Source organism: Mycobacterium sp. TY815 (genome assembly GCF_030755135.1).
GTDB lineage: Bacteria > Actinomycetota > Actinomycetes > Mycobacteriales > Mycobacteriaceae > Mycobacterium.
The window spans coordinates 408,153-426,362 of record NZ_JAUFRX010000003.1; the positions used below are offsets into that span (position 1 = coordinate 408,153).

Annotated in this window: 16 protein-coding genes; 10 read left to right on the forward strand and 6 right to left on the reverse strand. The window is 69.8% G+C overall.

The annotated features are described in order from the left end of the window. Positions 1 to 32: 32 nt before the first annotated feature. Positions 33 to 776 (forward strand): oxidoreductase, encoded by a 744-nt coding sequence (locus tag QXK92_RS27725; RefSeq protein WP_306247979.1) that lies wholly within the window; start codon positions 33 to 35, stop codon positions 774 to 776. A 434-nt stretch (positions 777 to 1,210) separates the two neighbouring features. Here QXK92_RS27725 and QXK92_RS27730 read toward each other — a convergent pair whose 3' ends face one another. Continuing rightward, the gene (locus QXK92_RS27730) at positions 1,211 to 2,068 is read right to left on the reverse strand and encodes an HAD-IB family hydrolase (protein WP_306247154.1); all 858 of its coding nucleotides are present in this window, start codon (positions 2,066 to 2,068) and stop codon (positions 1,211 to 1,213) included. Between the two features lie 502 nt (positions 2,069 to 2,570). Here QXK92_RS27730 and ssd point away from each other — a divergent pair. The 7 genes from ssd to QXK92_RS27765 are packed head-to-tail and all read left to right on the forward strand — an operon-like array spanning position 2,571 to position 7,034. Further along, a complete protein-coding gene (gene ssd, locus QXK92_RS27735; RefSeq protein ID WP_306247982.1) occupies positions 2,571 to 3,623 on the forward strand; it encodes a septum site-determining protein Ssd in 1,053 nt (350 codons plus the stop codon). Continuing rightward, positions 3,620 to 4,786 (forward strand): TadA family conjugal transfer-associated ATPase, encoded by a 1,167-nt coding sequence (locus QXK92_RS27740; protein ID WP_306247156.1) that lies wholly within the window; start codon positions 3,620 to 3,622, stop codon positions 4,784 to 4,786. The genes ssd and QXK92_RS27740 overlap by 4 nt, the downstream gene beginning before the upstream one ends. Further along, positions 4,783 to 5,586, forward strand: a complete 804-nt coding sequence (locus tag QXK92_RS27745; RefSeq protein WP_306247158.1) for a type II secretion system F family protein — start codon at positions 4,783 to 4,785, stop codon at positions 5,584 to 5,586. Before QXK92_RS27740 ends, QXK92_RS27745 begins: the two co-directional genes overlap by 4 nt. Continuing rightward, complete coding sequence (locus QXK92_RS27750; protein ID WP_306247160.1) at positions 5,583 to 6,167, forward strand: type II secretion system F family protein; 585 nt, start codon at positions 5,583 to 5,585, stop codon at positions 6,165 to 6,167. The genes QXK92_RS27745 and QXK92_RS27750 overlap by 4 nt, the downstream gene beginning before the upstream one ends. A 15-nt stretch (positions 6,168 to 6,182) precedes the next feature. Beyond that, complete coding sequence (locus QXK92_RS27755; protein ID WP_306247162.1) at positions 6,183 to 6,383, forward strand: DUF4244 domain-containing protein; 201 nt, start codon at positions 6,183 to 6,185, stop codon at positions 6,381 to 6,383. Positions 6,384 to 6,418: 35 nt separating this feature from the next. Then, a complete protein-coding gene (locus tag QXK92_RS27760; RefSeq protein ID WP_306247164.1) occupies positions 6,419 to 6,706 on the forward strand; it encodes a TadE family type IV pilus minor pilin in 288 nt (95 codons plus the stop codon). A gap of 31 nt (positions 6,707 to 6,737) precedes the next feature. Next, positions 6,738 to 7,034, forward strand: a complete 297-nt coding sequence (locus QXK92_RS27765) for an Rv3654c family TadE-like protein (protein WP_306247984.1) — start codon at positions 6,738 to 6,740, stop codon at positions 7,032 to 7,034. A 66-nt stretch (positions 7,035 to 7,100) separates the two neighbouring features. On the opposite strand, the gene QXK92_RS27770 is transcribed toward QXK92_RS27765, so the two are convergent. The 5 genes from QXK92_RS27770 to QXK92_RS27790 all read right to left on the reverse strand — a co-directional run bounded on the left by QXK92_RS27770 (position 7,101) and on the right by QXK92_RS27790 (position 16,975). Beyond that, positions 7,101 to 8,747: a PE family protein gene (locus QXK92_RS27770; RefSeq protein WP_306247165.1), complete on the reverse strand. Its 1,647-nt coding sequence runs from the start codon at positions 8,745 to 8,747 to the stop codon at positions 7,101 to 7,103. Positions 8,748 to 8,830: 83 nt separating this feature from the next. After that, on the reverse strand, positions 8,831 to 9,862 hold the full coding sequence (locus tag QXK92_RS27775) for a PAS domain-containing protein (protein WP_306247167.1): 1,032 nt from the start codon (positions 9,860 to 9,862) through the stop codon (positions 8,831 to 8,833). Positions 9,863 to 10,936: 1,074 nt separating this feature from the next. Continuing rightward, on the reverse strand, positions 10,937 to 11,782 hold the full coding sequence (locus tag QXK92_RS27780; RefSeq protein ID WP_306247169.1) for a PE family protein: 846 nt from the start codon (positions 11,780 to 11,782) through the stop codon (positions 10,937 to 10,939). 148 nt (positions 11,783 to 11,930) lie between these two features. Beyond that, positions 11,931 to 14,534, reverse strand: coding sequence for a PE family protein (locus QXK92_RS27785; protein WP_306247171.1), 2,604 nt, complete (start codon positions 14,532 to 14,534; stop codon positions 11,931 to 11,933). A gap of 131 nt (positions 14,535 to 14,665) precedes the next feature. Then, the gene (locus tag QXK92_RS27790) at positions 14,666 to 16,975 is read right to left on the reverse strand and encodes a DEAD/DEAH box helicase (RefSeq protein WP_306247172.1); all 2,310 of its coding nucleotides are present in this window, start codon (positions 16,973 to 16,975) and stop codon (positions 14,666 to 14,668) included. 312 nt (positions 16,976 to 17,287) lie between these two features. Here QXK92_RS27790 and cspA point away from each other — a divergent pair, with 312 nt between their 5' ends. Continuing rightward, the gene (gene cspA, locus QXK92_RS27795; RefSeq protein ID WP_003419650.1) at positions 17,288 to 17,491 is read left to right on the forward strand and encodes a cold shock protein CspA; all 204 of its coding nucleotides are present in this window, start codon (positions 17,288 to 17,290) and stop codon (positions 17,489 to 17,491) included. A gap of 127 nt (positions 17,492 to 17,618) precedes the next feature. Beyond that, the gene (locus QXK92_RS27800; RefSeq protein ID WP_306247176.1) at positions 17,619 to 18,197 is read left to right on the forward strand and encodes a hypothetical protein; all 579 of its coding nucleotides are present in this window, start codon (positions 17,619 to 17,621) and stop codon (positions 18,195 to 18,197) included. The last annotated feature ends 13 nt before the right edge of the window (positions 18,198 to 18,210 follow it).

An 18,210-nucleotide genomic window follows, 5' to 3' on the forward strand; every position in this document is an offset into this window, starting at 1 on the left:
GGCAACCTGTGACTGACCCGCTGGCTCCGCTGATGGAACTGCCCGGCGTCGCCGAAGCGAGCGACCGGGCCCGCGAGGCGCTCGGCCGCGCTCACCGGCACCGCGCCAACCTGCGCGGCTGGCCCGTGACCGCCGCGGAGGCATCCTTGCGGGCGGCCCGGGCATCGTCGGTCCTCGACGGCGGCCCGGTGCGGATGGACGATCTGGCCGACACGGTGTCCGAAGGCGGCGGGATCAGCGACCCGGTGTTCGCCGGTGCGCTCCGGGTGGCCCAGGCCCTCGAAGGCGGTGGGGGAGCGCTCGTCGCGGTTTGGCGGAGGGCGCCCCTGCAAGCGCTGGCTCGGTTGCACGTGCTCGCCGCAGCCGATCTGGTCGACGATGATCGGCTGGGCCGGCCGCGAACCGATACCGACATCGGGCGGCGGCTGGAGTTGCTGGCCGAAGTGGTCAGCCGTCCCACTCAGGCCTCGGCGCCGGTGGTCGCTGCGGTGGCGCACGGTGAGTTGTTGACGCTGCGGCCGTTCGGCAGTGCCGACGGCGTGGTGGCACGCGGAGTGTCGCGTCTGGTGACCATCGCCACGGGGTTGGATCCACACGGGCTCGGGGTGCCCGAGGTGACCTGGATGCGCCAGCCGGCGGCCTACCGCGACGCCGCGACGAAGTTCGCCGAGGGGACTTCCGAGGGTGTCGCGGCCTGGCTGGTGCTGTGTTGCCGGGCGATGAGGTCGGGCGCGCAGGAGGCGCTGGCGATCGCGGAATCGATTCCCCGAGGGTAGCTGGCGGGTCGCTGCAAAAACGATGCGGAAATGCAAAGCGGGCGGCGATCCGAATTTATCGAATCGCCGCCCGCCAACACGGTTCTCGGTTACCAAGCGTGCATTTCTGGGCTGCGTGGGTGGCCTCGGCGCGTTTGCGACACTTCCTGCTGCGACCCCACCCAAAGGGCCGTCGGGGCATTCCATTCTTCGCAATTACGCAGGCCCGCAACACTTCTGCCATATCAGTGGCTATGACTCCGCGTGGGTGCCGGGAACCGTGCTGGGTGCCCGGGTTGGGAGATCGAACCTTCTCTTCCGGATCGACCTTGGCCTCACCAGGCTGCCGTGACTCCTTTGTACTACTAGACCACAGGCACAGCAAGGCCTAGACGTGTCAAAGTTGTGCAACGCAAATTAATTGCGTCCACTAAGTGTTTGCTGCGGTGAGAGCGCTAGAAGGCGAAGCGGCGCAACAACGCATACGTCACCGCGCCGGCGGCCGCCGCGGTGACACCCACTGCGGCGGTGGTCGCGATCGCGGCACCCGAGGGCGCGGGGATGCGATCGCGCAGCGATACCGGACGGGAGAACGACAACACGGGCCAGCCGCGTTCGAGGGCTTCCCTGCGCAGTCCGCGATCGGGGTTGACGACCGACGGGTGGCCCACGGACTCCAGCATCGGAAGGTCGGTGATCGAGTCGGAATACGCATAGCAATGTTCGAGCGGGTAGCCCTCGCGGGCGGCCAACTCGCGGATCGCTTGCACCTTGCCCTCGCCGTAGCAGTAGAAGCCGACCTCACCGGTGTACTTTCCGTCCTCCACCACCATGCGGGTCGCCATTGCGTGGGTGGCGCCCAGGGCGCGGGCGATGGGGCCGACAATCTCCTCACCCGACGCGGACACCACGACGACGTCGCGGCCGCACAATTTGTGCGCGGCGATGAGATCGGCCGCTTCGGCGAACACCAGCGGTGTGACGATGTCGTGCAGCGTCTCGGCGACGATCGACTTCACCTGCGCGACGTCCCATCCCGTGCACATGTTGGCCAGGTGGGTGCGCATGCGATCCATCTGGTCATGATCGGCGCCGGAAAGCAGGAAGATGAACTGCGCATAGCTCGACTTCAGCACCGCCCGCCGGTTAAGCAGACCCTGTGCGAAGAAGGGTTTGCTGAACGCCAGGGTGCTCGACTTGGCGATGATGGTCTTGTCCAAGTCGAAGAAGGCAGCGGTGCGGGCACTCGGTGGCGCCGGCTCCGATGTTTGCGGTGAGATTTGCTGCGGCGCGGCCTCGTCGGGGACGGTCACCAGTCCAGCATAGGTCGGCGAACCCGCAGGGCTGCGATGTTGAGCCGAAACCGGACGGCTGAATACGGCTGTTGTCTTTGAGCCCACCGCATTTACACGGCTCAAGCCCTTATTTCCTTGCGCGGAGTACTTGCGTGAATCCCGGCTGGCATGTGTATAGTAAGCATTGCTCGGCCTTGAGCCGAGGGTGTATCAGCCCGACCCCCCGGGGCTGATACACGACGACCTCCGCCTCCTCCCCCCCTGGCGGGGGTCGTCCCTTTTCTGGGGTAAAAAATCTTCTCCCGGGTAGTGAAATCCCGCAACACATGCGTTGCGGGAACGACGTCCTTTCCAGAACGGACCAGTGCCCAGCGAACGACTCGGTGCACAGACCGGTCTTTCTCCACAGATCCCGCTTTGGCACTGGTGTCCAATACCGTCCGCCCCGCACGGTGGAGTGGTGAACGAACTTTCCCCGGGCGGTTCCCTCGCCGATTCCAGCGGATCGGGCGTCCTGGCGATCGTGGCGGAACCACATCTGCGCGAAGAAATCGACCGGGTGGCCGCAGCCGTCGGGGTCCGGGTGGTACATACCGGCGAGCGAGGTTCGGTGAGCCGCAAGTCGTGGTCTGCGGCCGCGGCTGTCGTGCTCGATCGGGCGGCGGCCGAGCGGTGCGGCCGGGACGCACTTCCGCGGCGCGCCCACGTCAGCGTGGTCACGGGCGGCGACGCAGAGGCGGCCGCCTGGGCGGCCGCGGTGGCAGTGGGTGCCGAGCGGGTGCTGCAGCTGCCGCAACAGGAGCGCGAGCTGGTCGCCGAACTCGCTGAAGCCGCGGAGTCGGCGCGTGACCACGGCCGCGACGGCGAGGGCGTGGCAGTCATCGGAGGCTGTGGCGGTGCCGGGGCCTCGCTGTTCGCCGCCGCCCTGGCACACAGTGCGGGCAACGCGCTGCTGATCGACCTCGACCCGTGGGGCGGTGGCATGGATCTGCTGATCGGAGGGGAGTCCACTCCCGGACTGCGGTGGCCCGACCTGGCACTTCAGGGTGGACGGCTGAGTTGGCCGGCGATCCGCGAGGCGCTCCCGCGGCATCACGCGGTGAGCGTCCTCTCGGGCACCCGGCGCGGCTATGAGTTGGAGCCCGGCCCGGTTGCCGCGATCATCGACGCGGGCCGCCGCGGCGGCGTCACGGTGGTGTGTGATCTCCCGCGGCGTCTGACCGAGGCGACCCGTGCCGCCCTGGACAGCGTCGAACTGGTGGTGCTGGTCAGCCGCTGCGATGTGCGGGGATGTGCGGCCACCGCGGCGCTCGTCCCAGTGCTGACGGCCATCAATCCCAACCTCGGATTGGTGGTCCGCGGGCCGGCGCCGGGCGGATTGTTGGCCACCGAGGTTGCCGACATCGCCGGAGCACCGCTGCTGGCGTCGATGCGTGCCGAGCCGGGGTTGTCCGACCAGCTCGAGCGGGGCGGCCTGCGATTGGGGCGGCGAAGCCCGCTGGCTGTGGCGGCACGCTCGGTACTTGCAGTCTTGCCGAGCAGGCGTGGCGCGCTCGGCAGGAGCGCGGCGTGAAGGGCTCGTTGATCGAGCGCGTGCGGGAGCGGCTGGCCGCCGAGCCCGGTCCGCTGCGCGCCAGTGTGGTCGCCGCGGCGATCCGCGCCGAATCCGGGGGAGTACTCGGCGACACGGAGGTGCTCGCCAACCTTCGGCTGCTGCAGACGGAATTGACCGGCGCCGGCATCCTCGAACCGCTGCTATGCGCGGACGACACCACCGACGTACTCGTGACGGCGCCGGACGAGATTTGGATAGACAATCGAAATGGTTTGCAGCGCAGCCATATTCGATTTGCCGATGAGGCTGCGGTGCGGCGACTTGCGCAACGGCTGGCGTTGGCCGCCGGCCGCCGGCTCGACGATGCCCAGCCGTGGGTGGACGGACAGCTGACCGGGATCGGGGCAGGTGGATTCGCAGTGCGCCTGCATGCCGTCCTGCCACCGGTGGCAGCCGGAGGTACCTGCCTGTCTCTGCGGGTGCTGCGGCCGGCCACCCAGAACCTGGAGGCCCTGACGGCTGCGGGCACCGTGGCACCGCGGGCCGCTGAACTGCTGTCCGGCATCATCGGCGCGCGGCTGGCCTTCCTGGTTTGCGGTGGCACGGGAGCCGGCAAGACGACGCTGCTGGCGGCGATGCTGGGTGCCGTCTCGCCGGGCGAGCGGATCGTATGCGTCGAGGACGCCGCCGAACTGGCCCCGCATCATCCGCACCTGGTGAAGCTCGTTGCGCGATGCGCCAACGTGGAGGGTGCCGGCGAGGTCACGGTGCGTCAGCTGGTGCGACAGGCGCTGCGGATGCGTCCCGACCGGATCGTTGTGGGAGAGGTCCGGGGAGCCGAGGTGGTCGATCTGTTGACCGCTCTCAATACCGGGCACGACGGGGGCGCGGGCACGCTGCATGCCAACAGCCCGGGCGAGGTACCCGCCCGATTGGAGGCACTCGGCGCACTCGGCGGACTCGACCGCGGCGCTCTGCACAGTCAACTCGCCGCCGCGGTGCAGGTGCTCCTGCACATGACACGGGACGGCGCCGGACGGCGACGGCTCGGCGAGATCGCGCTGTTGCGCCGGTCCGGGGGCGGGTTGGTCCGGGTGGTCACAGCGTGGCACGCCGACCACGGCAGCATGGACGCTGCCGCCGAGTTGGACGCGGTGCTACGGACTCGGATGCCGGCATGACGGGACTGCAACTTGCGGCGCTGTTGTTGTCGTTGGCGCTGCTGGCATCGCCCGCGTCGCCGCGGGCCCGGTTGGTCCCCGTGACACCGCCGGGCCGGCGAATCGCGATCGGGTCGCGGGCGGCACTGTGGGCGTCCGGGTGCGTCGGCGTCGTCGCGGCGTTTCTGCTGCCGTTGACGACGGTGTTATCGGTCGCCTTGGTAAGCGTCGTCGTAGGCCTCCGTTTTCGCCGTCGCGTCAGCGCTCGGCGCGCCGCCGCCGCGGGGCGGGCGCTGGAAGCGGGCCTCGACGTGCTGGTTGGTGAACTGCGGGTGGGCGCCCACCCGGTTCTCGCATTCGACGTCGCAGCCGGTGAGACCACCGGCGCGGTGTCAGCGGGCCTGCGGGCGGTAGCGGCGCGAGCCCGGTTGGGCGCCGACGTCGCCGCCGGATTGCGTGCCGCGGCGGGATCGTCGGTGCTGCCGCAACACTGGGAGCGGCTGGCGGTGTGCTGGCAGCTGGCCAGCGATCATGGCTTGGCGATCGCCACGCTGATGCGGGCGGCTCAGCGTGACATTGCTGAGCGGCAACGGTTTTCGGCCAAGGTCGAGTCGGATATGGCGGGTGCCCGCGCGACAGCGGCCATCCTTGCGGGGCTGCCGCTGCTGGGCCTGCTGCTCGGGCAGTTGATCGGCGCCCGGCCGCTGCAATTCCTGTTCGGGGGCGGTGCGGGCGGATGGTTTCTGCTGGCGGGCGTGACGCTGACCTGCGCGGGACTGTGGTGGTCGGACCGGATCACCGATCGCGCGGCCGCGACGTGAGCGTCTCGGCGGCGCTATTAGCCGTGGCATTGCTGATCGGTGCGGGCCCTTCGGTGGTGCGCGCTCGTGCGGGGCTGCTGCCGCGGCCGTCCCGGCGCCGCCGCGAGGGTCGGCGCGGCCCGGATCCGTTGGGGATGGCGTCGAGCCTGGACGTGCTCGCGGTGTGCCTGCTGGCGGGTATGGCCGTCGCGACGGCCGCGTCGGCGACCGCCGCATCCGCGCCGCCGCGACTTGCGCTGGCATTGCGGCGCGCCGCGGATCTGCTCGCGCTGGGTGCCGACCCGTCCGTCGCATGGTCGACGCCGGCGGATCGGGGCGAAACCGACGGCCAAATCGACGGCCTGCTGCGGCTGGCTCGTCGATCGTCGTCTTCGGGGGCCGCCCTCGCCGATGGCGTTGCCGAACTCGCGGTGCAGTCTCGCCACGACGCCGCAGCCGCGGCGGCAGCTGCCGCGGAGCGGGCGGGAGTGCTGATCGCGGGACCGCTCGGGTTGTGTTTCCTACCGGCCTTCGTGTGCCTCGGCATCGTTCCGGTGGTCGCCGGGTTGGCCGGAGATGTTTTGCAGTCGGGATTGATATGAGGAAGGAATACATTGATGCGCAACAAGTTCCGGGTGATCGCCACACGTCTGACGATGCTGGCGAGCGACGAGTCGGGCATGTCGACGGTCGAGTACGCAATCGGCACCATCGCGGCAGCGGCCTTCGGCGCGATCCTGTACACCGTCGTGACGGGCGACTCGGTGGTGTCCGCACTCAACCACATCATCGGTCGTGCACTCAGCACCAAGGTCTAGCCGACAGTGCGGGCGCGAGCACCGTCGAGGCGGCCTTGGCGATCGCCGCTCTGGTGGTGGTGCTGGTGCTGTGCCTGGCCGGGATCACGGCCGTGTCGATGCAAGTGCGCTGCGTCGACGCGGCACGCGAAGCGGCCCGGTTGGCGGCGCGCGGCGACCGCGACAACGCGCTCGAAGTGGCGCGGCGGATCGCTCCGCCAGGCGCGCAGGTGCGGCTGCGTCGTGACGGCGGCTATCTGGTCGCCACCGTCGTCGCACGCTCAAAGCTCCTGCCGGCCATCGACATTGCCGCTCGAGCGGTGTCGGCCGAGGAACCGCGATGATCGCGGCTCGGCCACGCTGGTCGGGGTGGCGATGGTCGCCGTACTGCTGTTCATCACGGCGGCAGGGGTCTATGTGGGTTCGGTGGTGGTGGCGCGCCACCGGGCTCAGGCGGCGGCCGATCTCGGTGCCCTCGCCGGGGCCGCAGCGCTGCCGCAAGGTGCTTCGGTGGCCTGTGCGCGCGCAAGGGCCGTGGTCAGGGAGATGCGGGTTCGCGATGTCGAGTGCGTGGTGCAAGACCTCGATCTAGTCGTCAGCGTCGAGATAGCTGTGCCTGTCGCGGGCGCGGCGCGTGCTGGCGCGCGGGCGGGGCCAGTAACTGGGACTTAGCTTTCCGGCCAGGCCAACGTGAGGTGGCATCGCCAAGCGATGGGCACGCCGTGTCCTGCCCGCCCGCTAAGGCGATCCCCCGACACCAGCCTGACCCAGCACAAGACCGCCCGTCCCGGCGGCACCGGCCTGCCCCGGGTTGGTCGCGGGCCCGGCGTCCCCGCCGTTTCCGCCATCGCCGACCAGCCACGCGTCGCCGCCTTTGCCCCCATCACCACCGGTACTGCCGACGGCGGCGGTGATGCCGCCAGCCCCACCATTTCCGCCGCTTCCGAACAGCCCGGCCTTCCCGCCGGCGCCTCCGTCTCCACCGTGTCCGGCAATGCTGAAACCACCCCAGCCGCCTGCGCCGCCGGCACCGCCGGCACCGTAGAGCACACCGCCGTTGCCCCCCGAACCGCCCGCCCCGCCGTCGAGGCCGGCAACGCCGCCATCACCCCCGGTTCCGCCGTCGCCCCAGAGCAAGACGGACCCGCCGGTGCCACCGGCGCCACCCTTGTCGTGACCGACGCCGCCGTCTCCGCCGGCGCCACCTGACCCGAACAACCCGGCCGCCCCGCCGGCTCCACCGTCGCCACCGGTGGAGGGTTGGCCATTGCCGCCGTCGCCTCCTGCCCCGCCGGAACCGATCAGCATTCCGCCACGTCCGCCCGCGGCGCCGATGCCGCCGTCGGTACCTCCGGTCCCGCCCTGGCCTCCGTCACCGCCAGAACCGGCCAGCCCGGCTGCGCCGCCTACACCCCCGATCCCGCCCTGGGCCGCGAGGCCGGTGCCGCCGTCGCCGCCCGCACCACCGTTGCCGATCAGCCCCGCCATGCCGCCCACTCCGCCGATACCGCCGTACTGGCCGCCATTTCCCCCAGTCCCGCCGGCGCCCCCGGCACCGTACAGCCAGCCGCCATGCCCGCCGGATCCCCCGGCGCCCCCAACATCGTCGTCGGCTTGTCCGCCGTTGCCCCCCGCGCCGCCGGCACCGAATACGCCGCCGCCGTGGCCGCCGGATCCCCCACTACCACCGACATGGTGGGCGCTGACCCCGCCGACGCCACCCCTGCCGCCGACGCCGAACCATCCCGCGTTGCCGCCGGACCCGCCGCTTCCACCGTTGCCGTCCAGAGAGCCACCGCCGGTACCACCGTTCCCACCACCGCCGAACAGCCAGCCCGAACCGCCGGAGCCCCCTGGGCCGCCGTGACCACCAGGGAGGCCGAATCCGCCCACTCCCCCCGCGCCGCCAGTGCCGAATAGTCCCGCATTCCCGCCGTTTCCGCCCTTCTGCCCGGGGGCGCCGGAACCGCCAGCTCCTCCGTTGCCGATCAAGATCCCACCCGGCCCGCCGTTCTGTCCGGTCCCCGCCGCACCGTTGCTGCCGTTACCGATAAGTGGCCGGCCCAGCAATGCCTGAGCGGGGGCGTTGATGGCGTTCAGCAGGGTACTGGTGTCGGCTTCGGCACTCGCGTACGACGCTGCCCCGAGAGCCAGTGCATCGACAAACTGGTTGTGGAATGCGACCGCGCGCGCGGTCGCTTCCTGACAGATCGCACCGTACGAACTGAATAGCGCTGCCGCGGCGGCCGATACCTCATCTTCAGCCGCAGGTAGCAGCGAGCCGATCGGGACCGCCGCGTTTGCCGCGCTGATGCCGGACGCGAGGCGGGACAAGTCCGCTGCGGCAGTATTGAGCAGTTCCGGGCTCACGCGCAGGAGCGACATCTGAATACCTCCGCACCGCGGCCAATCACGGCTGCCTGCCAGGCACGGTATCGCGACAGGGTGCGTCGCCACGCAGGTTTCGGTTAGGTGGGGTCGACTACTGCCGAAAATCCCGCCGCAGCGGCCTCGTCCTCAGTCGGCAACCGCAGCGAGATCAAGCCGGCGAAGGTCTCGGGTTCCAGCTCCACCCGGTTGACGGTGACGTGCACCGGCACCCACTCGCTGTCGTTACCCGGCAACCGCAACACCCGACTGGTCGCTCCGTCGGTGAATTCTTCTGTCATGGAATGCAACACGGCTTCGTCATCGGGGTGGACGCGCTGCCTGCCCTCGTTGCCGCGCCAGTCGTAGAACGAGCACGGCTCGTCCAGCCACTTCAACAGGGTCCAATTCTTGAGGTCGACGAGCGCGCGGTGCACGCCGGCCTGCGCGAGGCCGTTGAGGATCCGCTGTGCCAGGTCGTCGGCGACCACCGCTGGGCCTTTGCGTTCGGCACGCCAGTTCATGGCGCGGGCCACCAGGTGGTCGCGTCCGTCCGCTCCTGGCTCCAGCGCGCTGCGGGCGGCGAAGCCGATCCGGATGGGATTGCCTTGCCAATCGGTCAGGTCCCATGTGCTGCACAGTGTTTGGCCCGGCTCCGCCCTTACCGCCATGGCCAGGACTTTGGTTTCGTTCGGGTTGAGTTCCCGTGACGGCAGGTCCTCGGCGAAGGCTCTGCCGTACGTCACCTCGGCCTCGGCATTCTTGCCGCTGTTGGCCAGCGACTCCGGTGTGTCGGTCGCCACCCCGCAGGTCAGGTCCCACTTCAGCGGACCCACCACGGGTCGCTCAGGCGGCTCCTCGTCGATCGGTCCGGTCCACACATGCACACCATGCATGCGGCCGTCCGACATCATCACCGGTTCGGTGCGGATGACGCGGTCGCTCTTGGGAGTGATGCTGGTCAGTGCCTGGCCGGTCTGCACCGATTCGGCGATCGCCGTCTTAACGGCCGACAAGTTCGGGCTGCGGCGCAGGAAGCTGGTGATCGGAACCAGGTTCTTGAGTTGCCGTCCCTGAGCGACGACGGCAGGTTCGTCCCCTAGCGTCTCCACGAGCAGCCAGTCGTGGCCCATAGGGTGCAGCTTAGGCGATCACCGGTCGCCCCGTTGACAGGGCAGGGTGCGTGAGCGGCACCCCCGGCACGGTTCCGCAGGTACGAAGCCAGGCGGAATTTCGTTGCGGTTCAAGGCAGATTCGGCAGGCCACCGAGGCTTTAGCCCGTTCTCGCGATTCGCCCGGCAGCCGCCCGGCGGCGGACTCAAGAGCCGCTGAGAGTCGGCTGGATCTGCTGACTCGCTCACCAGCAAGACCCGCGATCAGATACGACCTGTCCGCCTTCCCGGTCCGTCAGGCGGGCAGGCCTGAGGTCAATCGCTGACTCAGGCGTCAAATCTGTTGTCTCCGCGGCATTTGCACGTACAGCACGACGGTGTCCGGCGCCCAGTTGAGTGCCGTAGTAGGCATTCCGCGCAGAGGTCACACGCGCGGGTATAGGACTGCGCGTTTGTCATACCGTCGGGCGGATTCGGGTCGAAATTTTTTCGTGAAATGGCCCACTTGCATGTTGCGTCGGGTAGTCGAAGCCGGGTACGTTGCTGCTGCACTCGCAGTTTGGCTGTGCGACCTCGGATTGTGTTGTCGACCGCATCGGCAGGTCCGTGGAGGTCGACCGTCGAGGGGTCGGTCGCCATCCATCGGATATGCACCGTCATTGGTGTTCGGGATCACACCGATCGTCTTCCATTGCTGATCGGGCAGCATGGAATGCGTTGCACCGCAAGCTGTCTGGACAAAAATGGCTCCGGGGGTGAGTCGTCGGCAGGCTGATCGGCTCAGTGTGCTCGTATTTCTGTCCCGAGTCGCGGGCGCGCCCGAGCGGATCGTATCGATTTCCGCTCCGATGCGCGTGGTTTGCCTGCATTCCGCGCCGTTATGAAATTGCTGCCGGAACGTCGCCGGGTTATTTGCACAATGGCACCTTGGCGCACCTGTGCGGAAAGCAGGAATTTGAAATTCTTTTAGGGAAGCGTCAAGTGGCGGCCAAAGCAGTCCAACGCGGTGGACGTTAAATGCCCCAAGCCGATATAGCCGACGCGTCCGCGGTTTGCTTAAAGGGTAATGACGTGGCGCCGGCCGAAAGCTAATTCTTACGCGCCGCCGACAACGTTGGCGCCGGTCAGCAGTCCGCCACTGCCGCCGGCTCCGAGACCGCGTTGGACGGTGTGCAGCCCGCTGCCACAGCCCTTGAGGCCGGCACCGCGGATCCCGTCGAGCCAGACGCCGTTGCGTGCGCCACTGCCACTGCCACTGTCGCTGCCACTGCCGGACCGGTCGTTTCCGCCGTCGGCGTCGACCAGGCGGCTCAGCAGTCCGCCGGACGCACCGGCTCTGGCAGCACCGCCGGACCAGCCGGCCGCGGGTGGGCTGAATGTCGCGGGGCGGACCAACACACCGCCGCTGCCGCATGTCCCGCTGGGCGTGCCCGCTTCGGTCGACGCGCCATTCCCCACTCCCCTGGGCGCGGAGCCGCCGCCCACCGGGCGGGCCGCGCTGCCGGATCGAGGATTCGCAGTACCGCCACGAACGACACCCCCGTCGTACGGAACGCCGGTAGCGCCGGCGGGTGCTCCGGTAGCCGCCTTGATCGTCTCGCCGCTGCCGGGCGCGGCCGTTTCGGGTGCTGCATCAAACAATTGGCGAAGCGGGGAGGCGTTGGCGGACTCGGTTGAGGCGTAACTGTTGGCATCGGCGTTGAGCGCCTGCACGAACTGGTCGTGGAATTTCGCTGCCTGAGCACTGAGCGTCTGATAGCCCCGGGCATGTCCGGAGAAGAACGCGGCGACCGCGGCCGATACCTGATCGCTGGCAGCTGCCGACACGGCCAGTGTCGGCGCCGCGGCACTTGCATTGGAAGCGCTGAGCGTTGAACCGATACCCGCAAGATTGCGAGCGGCTGCCACCAAGCGGTCGGGCGCCGCGTTGACAAACGACATGACACCTCCCAATCGGTCTACGACGACAGACTCGGCCAGTGTCTGCTATCCCTCGCTGTGCAGCGATGGATATGAGCACCGTAGCGCCTTTTCCGAAAAATGAAACCACCAATTTTGGGGAGGTACCAGGCCGCCGAGCGGAGGCCGGTCAGGGCAACCCGTCGAGTCCCGTCTGCCCGAACACCGTGCCGCCGGCGCCACCGATGCCGGCCAATCCGGTGCTGCTTCCGGTGCCGCCATTGCCGCCGTTGCCGCCACCGCCGAACCACCCGGCAGCGCCGCCCGGCCCGCCTAGCCCTCCAATTGCTCCGAATGAGCTCCCAGCCGGGCCACCGGCGCCACCGCCGCCCCCGAAGCCCAACCACCTCCCTCCGGCCCCGCCGCGCCCGCCGTCACCGGATTGATCAAAGCTGCCATAGCCACCGGCCGCGCCGGCCCCGCCGCCGCCGATCAGTCCGGCGGCGCCGCCGGCGCCTCCAAAGCCGCCTTTCTGGGTGTAGGTGTTTCCGCCGGCCCCGCCGGCGCCGCCGTTGCCGAACAGTCGCGCGCCGGCGCCGCCGTCGCCACCTATGCCGCCGGGCTTGAATATCGCCCCGTGCGTCGATCCGCCAGCGCCGCCGATCCCGCCGTCGCCGAAAGCCAGCCCGGCGTTGCCGCCGGCTCCGCCGTTGCCACCGGCTTCGTTCTCACCGGGGCCGCCGAATCCGCCTCCACCACCCGAGCCGCCCAGGAGGCCGGCGTCGCCGCCCCGGCCGCCGACGCCGCCGGAACTGATTCCCATTCCGCCGTCGCCGCCGGCGCCACCGCCGGACAGGGGTCCTAGCAGTCCGCCGGTTCCGCCGGTGCCGCCGGTGCCGCCGATGCCGATTCCGGTGAGGCAGGTGCCGCCCACCCCACCTTGTCCGCCAGCGCCGAATAGTCCGCCGTTCCCACCGGTGCCTCCGGCGCCGCCGAGGCCGCCGACTCCGCCGAGGTTGTGTCCGCCGCCGCCCGCCCCGCCGATTCCACCGTTGCCGGAGATCCATCCGCCGGCGCCACCGGCGCCACCCGTACCTCCCGTGCCGGTGGGGGGTGCCGCGCCGCCCCCACCATTGCCTCCGGTGCCGAAGAGTCCTGCCGCTCCGCCGGCGCCGCCGCTGAGTCCGCTGCCGCTTTCGGCGGCGCCGCCGGCGCCGCCATCGCCGAGCAACCATCCGCCGGGAGTACCGTCGGCTCCGCTCCCCGCCGCACCAGGGGTGCCGTTGCCGATCAGCGGGCGCCCGGTCAGGGACTGAACGGGCGCGTTGATCGTTTGCAGTACCTGCTGCTGGGCGATGTGCAGCGGATTCTGACTGAGCGAGGCGTGGAAGCCGTCCAGACCCAGCACGGTCCCGCCGGTACCGCCGGTACCTGTGACCGTGCCGGTGCCGGCGTTGCCGCCATTGCCGATCAGGACAGCGTTGCCGCCGTTGCCGCCATTACCTCCGCCGGTAATGCCGCCCTCGCCGCCGGCCCCACCGGCACCGCCATTGCCGAACAGCAGGCCGCCTCGGCCGCCGTCGCCACCTGTGCCACCGACGCCCCCGTACCCCCACACGCCGCCACCGCCGAAGCCGCCGGCCCCTCCGCTGCCGCCGAATCCCAGCAGACCGCCGTTGCCGCCGGATCCGCCGGATCCGCCGCTGTCGAGATAGCCCGACCCGCCGCCTCCACCGGCCCCGCCGGTAGAGAACAACAGTCCGGCGTCACCGCCGGCGCCACCACGACCCCCGGTGCCGATGGCGTCACCTCCCAGGCCACCCGCGCCGCCGTGCCCGAACAACGCCCCCGCGGTGCCGCCCGTTCCGCCGCCGCCGCCGCCGCTGCCGTAACCGCCGGCCCCGCCGGCACCGCCGGACCCGCCGAAGAACCCGCCCTCGCCCCCGGCGCCCCCGGCGCCCCCGGTCGCACCGCTGTATCCCCCTGCGCCGCCGTTTCCGCCGCTGTTGCCGACCAGTCCGGAGAGCAGTCCGCCCGCTCCGCCGGCGCCACCGGTTCCACCGTTGTCGGCACCGCCCTGGCCGCCGGTGCCGCCAGCGCCGCCACCACCGAACAGCCCACCTGCTCCGCCGACCCCGCCATTGCCGCCATATCCGCCCGTGCCGGCCATTCCGCCGGCGCCACCGGCGCCGCCAGTGCCCCAGAGCCATCCGCCGGTACCGCCCGCCCCTCCGACACCGCCGGCGCCGCCTCCGGGCACCGGTGAATTCGCGCCCGCACCGCCGGCACCGCCGGCGCCGATGAGGCCGGCGGAACCGCCATTGCCACCGTTCTGATTGGCGCCGGTTACACCGGAGCCGCCGGCCCCGCCACTGCCGATCAGCCACCCGCCATCCCCGCCGTTGAGCCCGCTCCCCGGGGCGGCGTTCGCGCCGTTGCCGATCAGCGGCCGTCCGGTCGCCGCCTGGACCGGCGCGTTGAGGGCGTCCAGCACCGACTGCAACGGCGAGACGTTGGCGGCTTCCGCCCTGGCATACGTTGTCGCGCTGGCATCGAGGGTCTGCACGAACTGGTCGTGAAGCGCCATCATTCGCGCACTCAGGCTCTGATAGGCCTGCCCGTGCCCGGAGAACAGCGCGGCCAGCGCTGCCGAGATCTCATCGGCGCCCGCGGCCAGCACCGAGGTCGTGGCCGACGCGGCTGCCGCATTTGCCGAGAGCAGCGTCGACCCGATACGCACCGCGTCGGTTGCTGCCGCTGCCACTGCCTCTGTGCTGGCCACTACGAATGACATCGCTGCTGCCCCTTGCTTAGCGCCGGTGATGCAGCTATCACCATCGCTCAACAAGGGTTTCCGCATCTTCGGCCAACAGGCGGGTCCGGAGGATGAAGTTTCCTCCTCCTGTTGGGGGAGGACCGGGCGACCTACTCGACGCGTCCGATGGCGTCCAACACCAGTCGCAGCACCCGCACCGCACCCGCCTTGTCCAACGGGTCGTTGCCGTTGCCGCACTTCGGCGACTGCACACACGAGGGGCACCCGCTCGGGCATTCGCACGCCTGAATGGCCGCGGCGGTGGCACCCAGCCAGGTGGCGGCGCGGTGGAAACCGCGTTCGGCGAATCCCGCACCACCCGGGTATCCGTCGTAGACGAAGACGGTCGGCAGACCGTCGGGACCGAGCGCGGTGGACAGTCCACCGATGTCGCCACGGTCGCAGCTGGCTACCAAGGGGAGCAGCCCGATAGCCGCATGCTCGGCGGCATGCAGCGACCCCGGTACGCGCAGCAACTCAATACCGTTGCGCTCCAATGCCTCCGGCTCGATGGTGTACATCACCGCCGTAGTCGGCAACGAATGCTCGGGCATGCTGAGTTCGACGAAGTCGATCACTTCACCATTGCCCCGCCGGCGCAGGTATCCGACCACCTGGTGGGTCACCGTCACCGGCACCAGGCCCAGCGTGACCGGTCCGAACGCAGAACGCTCGCCCGGTCCGGTCACCGCGATGTCGGTGATCTCCCGCGCGAAAGTGGCATAGCCGGGGTCCTCGGCGTGGACGAAAGCGATGCCTTCTTCCAGGTCGAGAGAGTCGACGACGTAGCTCTCGCCCTGGTGCAGGTACACCGCGCCCGGATGAATGGAGGCCGGAGCCTGTCCGGTACCGGTGTTGCCGAGCAGGCGTCCGGTGTCGGATTCCACGATCACGATCTGACCGCCGATCGAGCCGCGGATGTCGACCGCCCCGTGGGGTTCCATACCGGGTGCCGGGAAGTACTTGCTGCCGCGGCGTTTCAGCAGTCCGTCGTCGACGAGTCCCTCAGTCACCTCCACGGCGTCCAGAGCTCGCACCTCGGCCTCGTCGAGCGGGAGTTCGGTTGCCGCGCAGAGCAGTTGCGGACCCAGGATGTAGGGATTGCGCGGATCAATGACGACGCGCTCGACCGGCTTGTCCAGCAACGCCGACGGGTGGTGCACGAGGTAGGTGTCCAACGGGTCGTCGCGGGCGATGAGCACCACCAGCGCGCCCTGACCGCGCCGCCCCGATCGGCCGGCCTGCTGCCAGAACGACGCGACCGTTCCGGGAAACCCGGCCAGCACCACCGCGTCCAGGCCCGCGATATCGACGCCGAGCTCGAGGGCGTTGGTGGTGGCCACACCCCGCAGCTGACCCTCGGCCAGCGCGTTCTCCAGTGCTTTGCGGTCCTCGGCCAGATATCCGGCGCGATAGGAGGCGACAGTCGGAACCAGTTGCGGCGCCAGCTCACCCAGTCGTGCCTGGGCACCCAGCGCCGTCAGCTCGGCGGCGCGGCGGGACCGCACGAAGGTCAAGGTCTGCGCGCCCTCGACAATCAGGTCGGCCATCACCCGGGACGCCTCGGCCCCCGCCGACCGTCGCACCGGGGCGCCGTTCTCGCCCACCAGGTCGGTCAACAGGGCCGGCTCCCACAACGCGACGGTGCGCGCCCCTTGCGGCGAGCCGTCCTCGGTGACCTCCGTCACCGGCTGGCCAATCAGCTCGGTCGCCGTCAGTCCGGGGGAATCTGTCGTCGCGCTGGCGAATATCACGGTCGGGTACGACGAATAGCGCGCGCACAGCCGCAACAGGCGACGCAGCACCATCGCCACGTTGGAACCGAAAACCCCTCGGTAATAATGACATTCGTCGACAACCAGGAAGCGCAGTCCGCGCAGCAGCACGGCCCACCGGGCATGGTTGCGCAGGATCGACAGGTGGATCATGTCGGGATTGGAGAAGATCCACCGGGAGCGCTCGCGGGCGAACCGCCGCACCTCGGTGGGGCTGTCTCCGTCGTAGGCCGTGGGCGCCACGTCGCCGAGCTCGGCGGCGGTGACCAGCGCCTGCGCCGCGCGCAGCTGGTCATGCCCCAGTGCCTTGGTGGGCGAGAGATAGAGCACCCGGGCCCGCGGATCGTCGGCCAGCGCGTTGAGCACCGGCAGCTGGTAGGCCAGTGACTTCCCCGACGCGGTACCGGTGCTCACCACCACATGACGCCCGTCGTGCGCAAGGTCGGCGGCCTGCAACTGATGCGACCACGGCACCGTGAGTCCCCGGCCGGTGAACGCCCGCACGACCTCGGGCCGGGCCCACGCCGGCCAACCCTGCGGCCGGCCGGGCCGGGGCGGCAGCTCGGCGGTGTGCCGCAGCGGATGCTCGTCGGGTGCGGTCCCGGCGAGCGCGGCGGCAAGCAGTTCACTGCCGAAACTCGCCATCAGATACCTTTCTCGGCCCCGTCGCGGCCGGGCGCGGCCCCCGGTGATGACGCTGACGTAAATTGACGCGCCATTCGGCGGTATGTCTGGGCCTAGAGACTGTCGCCGACGCGTTGAACATGGTTGACTGATTGCGGTCGCAGCTTCTGTGTTCGTGTAAAACTTTCGCAGGATCGACGTTGCGGTCGCGGTTCCTGCGAGGTTATCTGTCGGGTGAAGTTCCGGCGACTCTGCGAGGTATGGCGGTCGCGGCTGGCCCGGGGCATCGAAAGGCGGCGCCCCGCACCCAGAAAGAAAAGGAAAGATCGAGAGATGCCACAGGGAACTGTGAAGTGGTTCAACGCGGAGAAGGGCTTTGGTTTCATTGCCCCCGAAGATGGATCCGCGGATGTTTTTGTCCACTACACGGAGATCCAGGGGACGGGCTTCCGCACCCTCGAAGAAAACCAGAAGGTCGAGTTCGAGATCGGCCACAGCCCTAAGGGCCCCCAGGCCACCGGAGTCCGCTCGCTCTGATTCGAGCAGATTCCCAGACGGAACCCCCGGAGCAGTCCGGGGGTTTTCGTTTCTGGGACAGCGGAACCGGCCCGCCGCGCCGATACGGAGGAGCCGCGTGCCCACTCGCTCGCCTACTGTCTGTGGCGTGAGCCAGCTTTCCTTCTTCGCCGCGGAATCGGTCCCGCCCGCGGTCGAAGACTTGTGCGGGTTGCTGGCCGCACCCGGTCAGATAGTGACGGTAGGCGCCGGTGCCAGGCTGTCGGTGGTCGTCGACGAGCCCTGGCGTGCCGAGGCGCTGGCCGAGATGATCCGGGAGGCGGGTCTGGCCCCCGAGATCACCCGGACCGACGAGGACCACCCGTTGGTGCGGACGTCCGCGGACCCGTCGCTGCGCGGCATCGCCACCGAATGGACCCGAGGGGCGGTGAAGACGGTTCCGCCGCGCTGGCTGCCCGGGCCGCGGGAGCTGCGGGCCTGGACGTTGGCGGCAGGCAGTCCAGAAGCTGACCGTTACCTGCTCGGGCTGGATCCGCACGCGCCGGACACCCATTCACCGCTGGCGTCGGCTCTGATGAGGGTCGGCATCGCACCCACTTTGATCGGTACCCGCGGTGCCCGCCCGGCACTGCGGATCAGCGGTCGCCGCAGACTATCGCGCCTGGTAGAGAACGTGGGAGAGGCCCCGCAGGGCCCGGATGCGGCAGCGCAGTGGCCACGGGTCTGACCGCTGTGTGCCA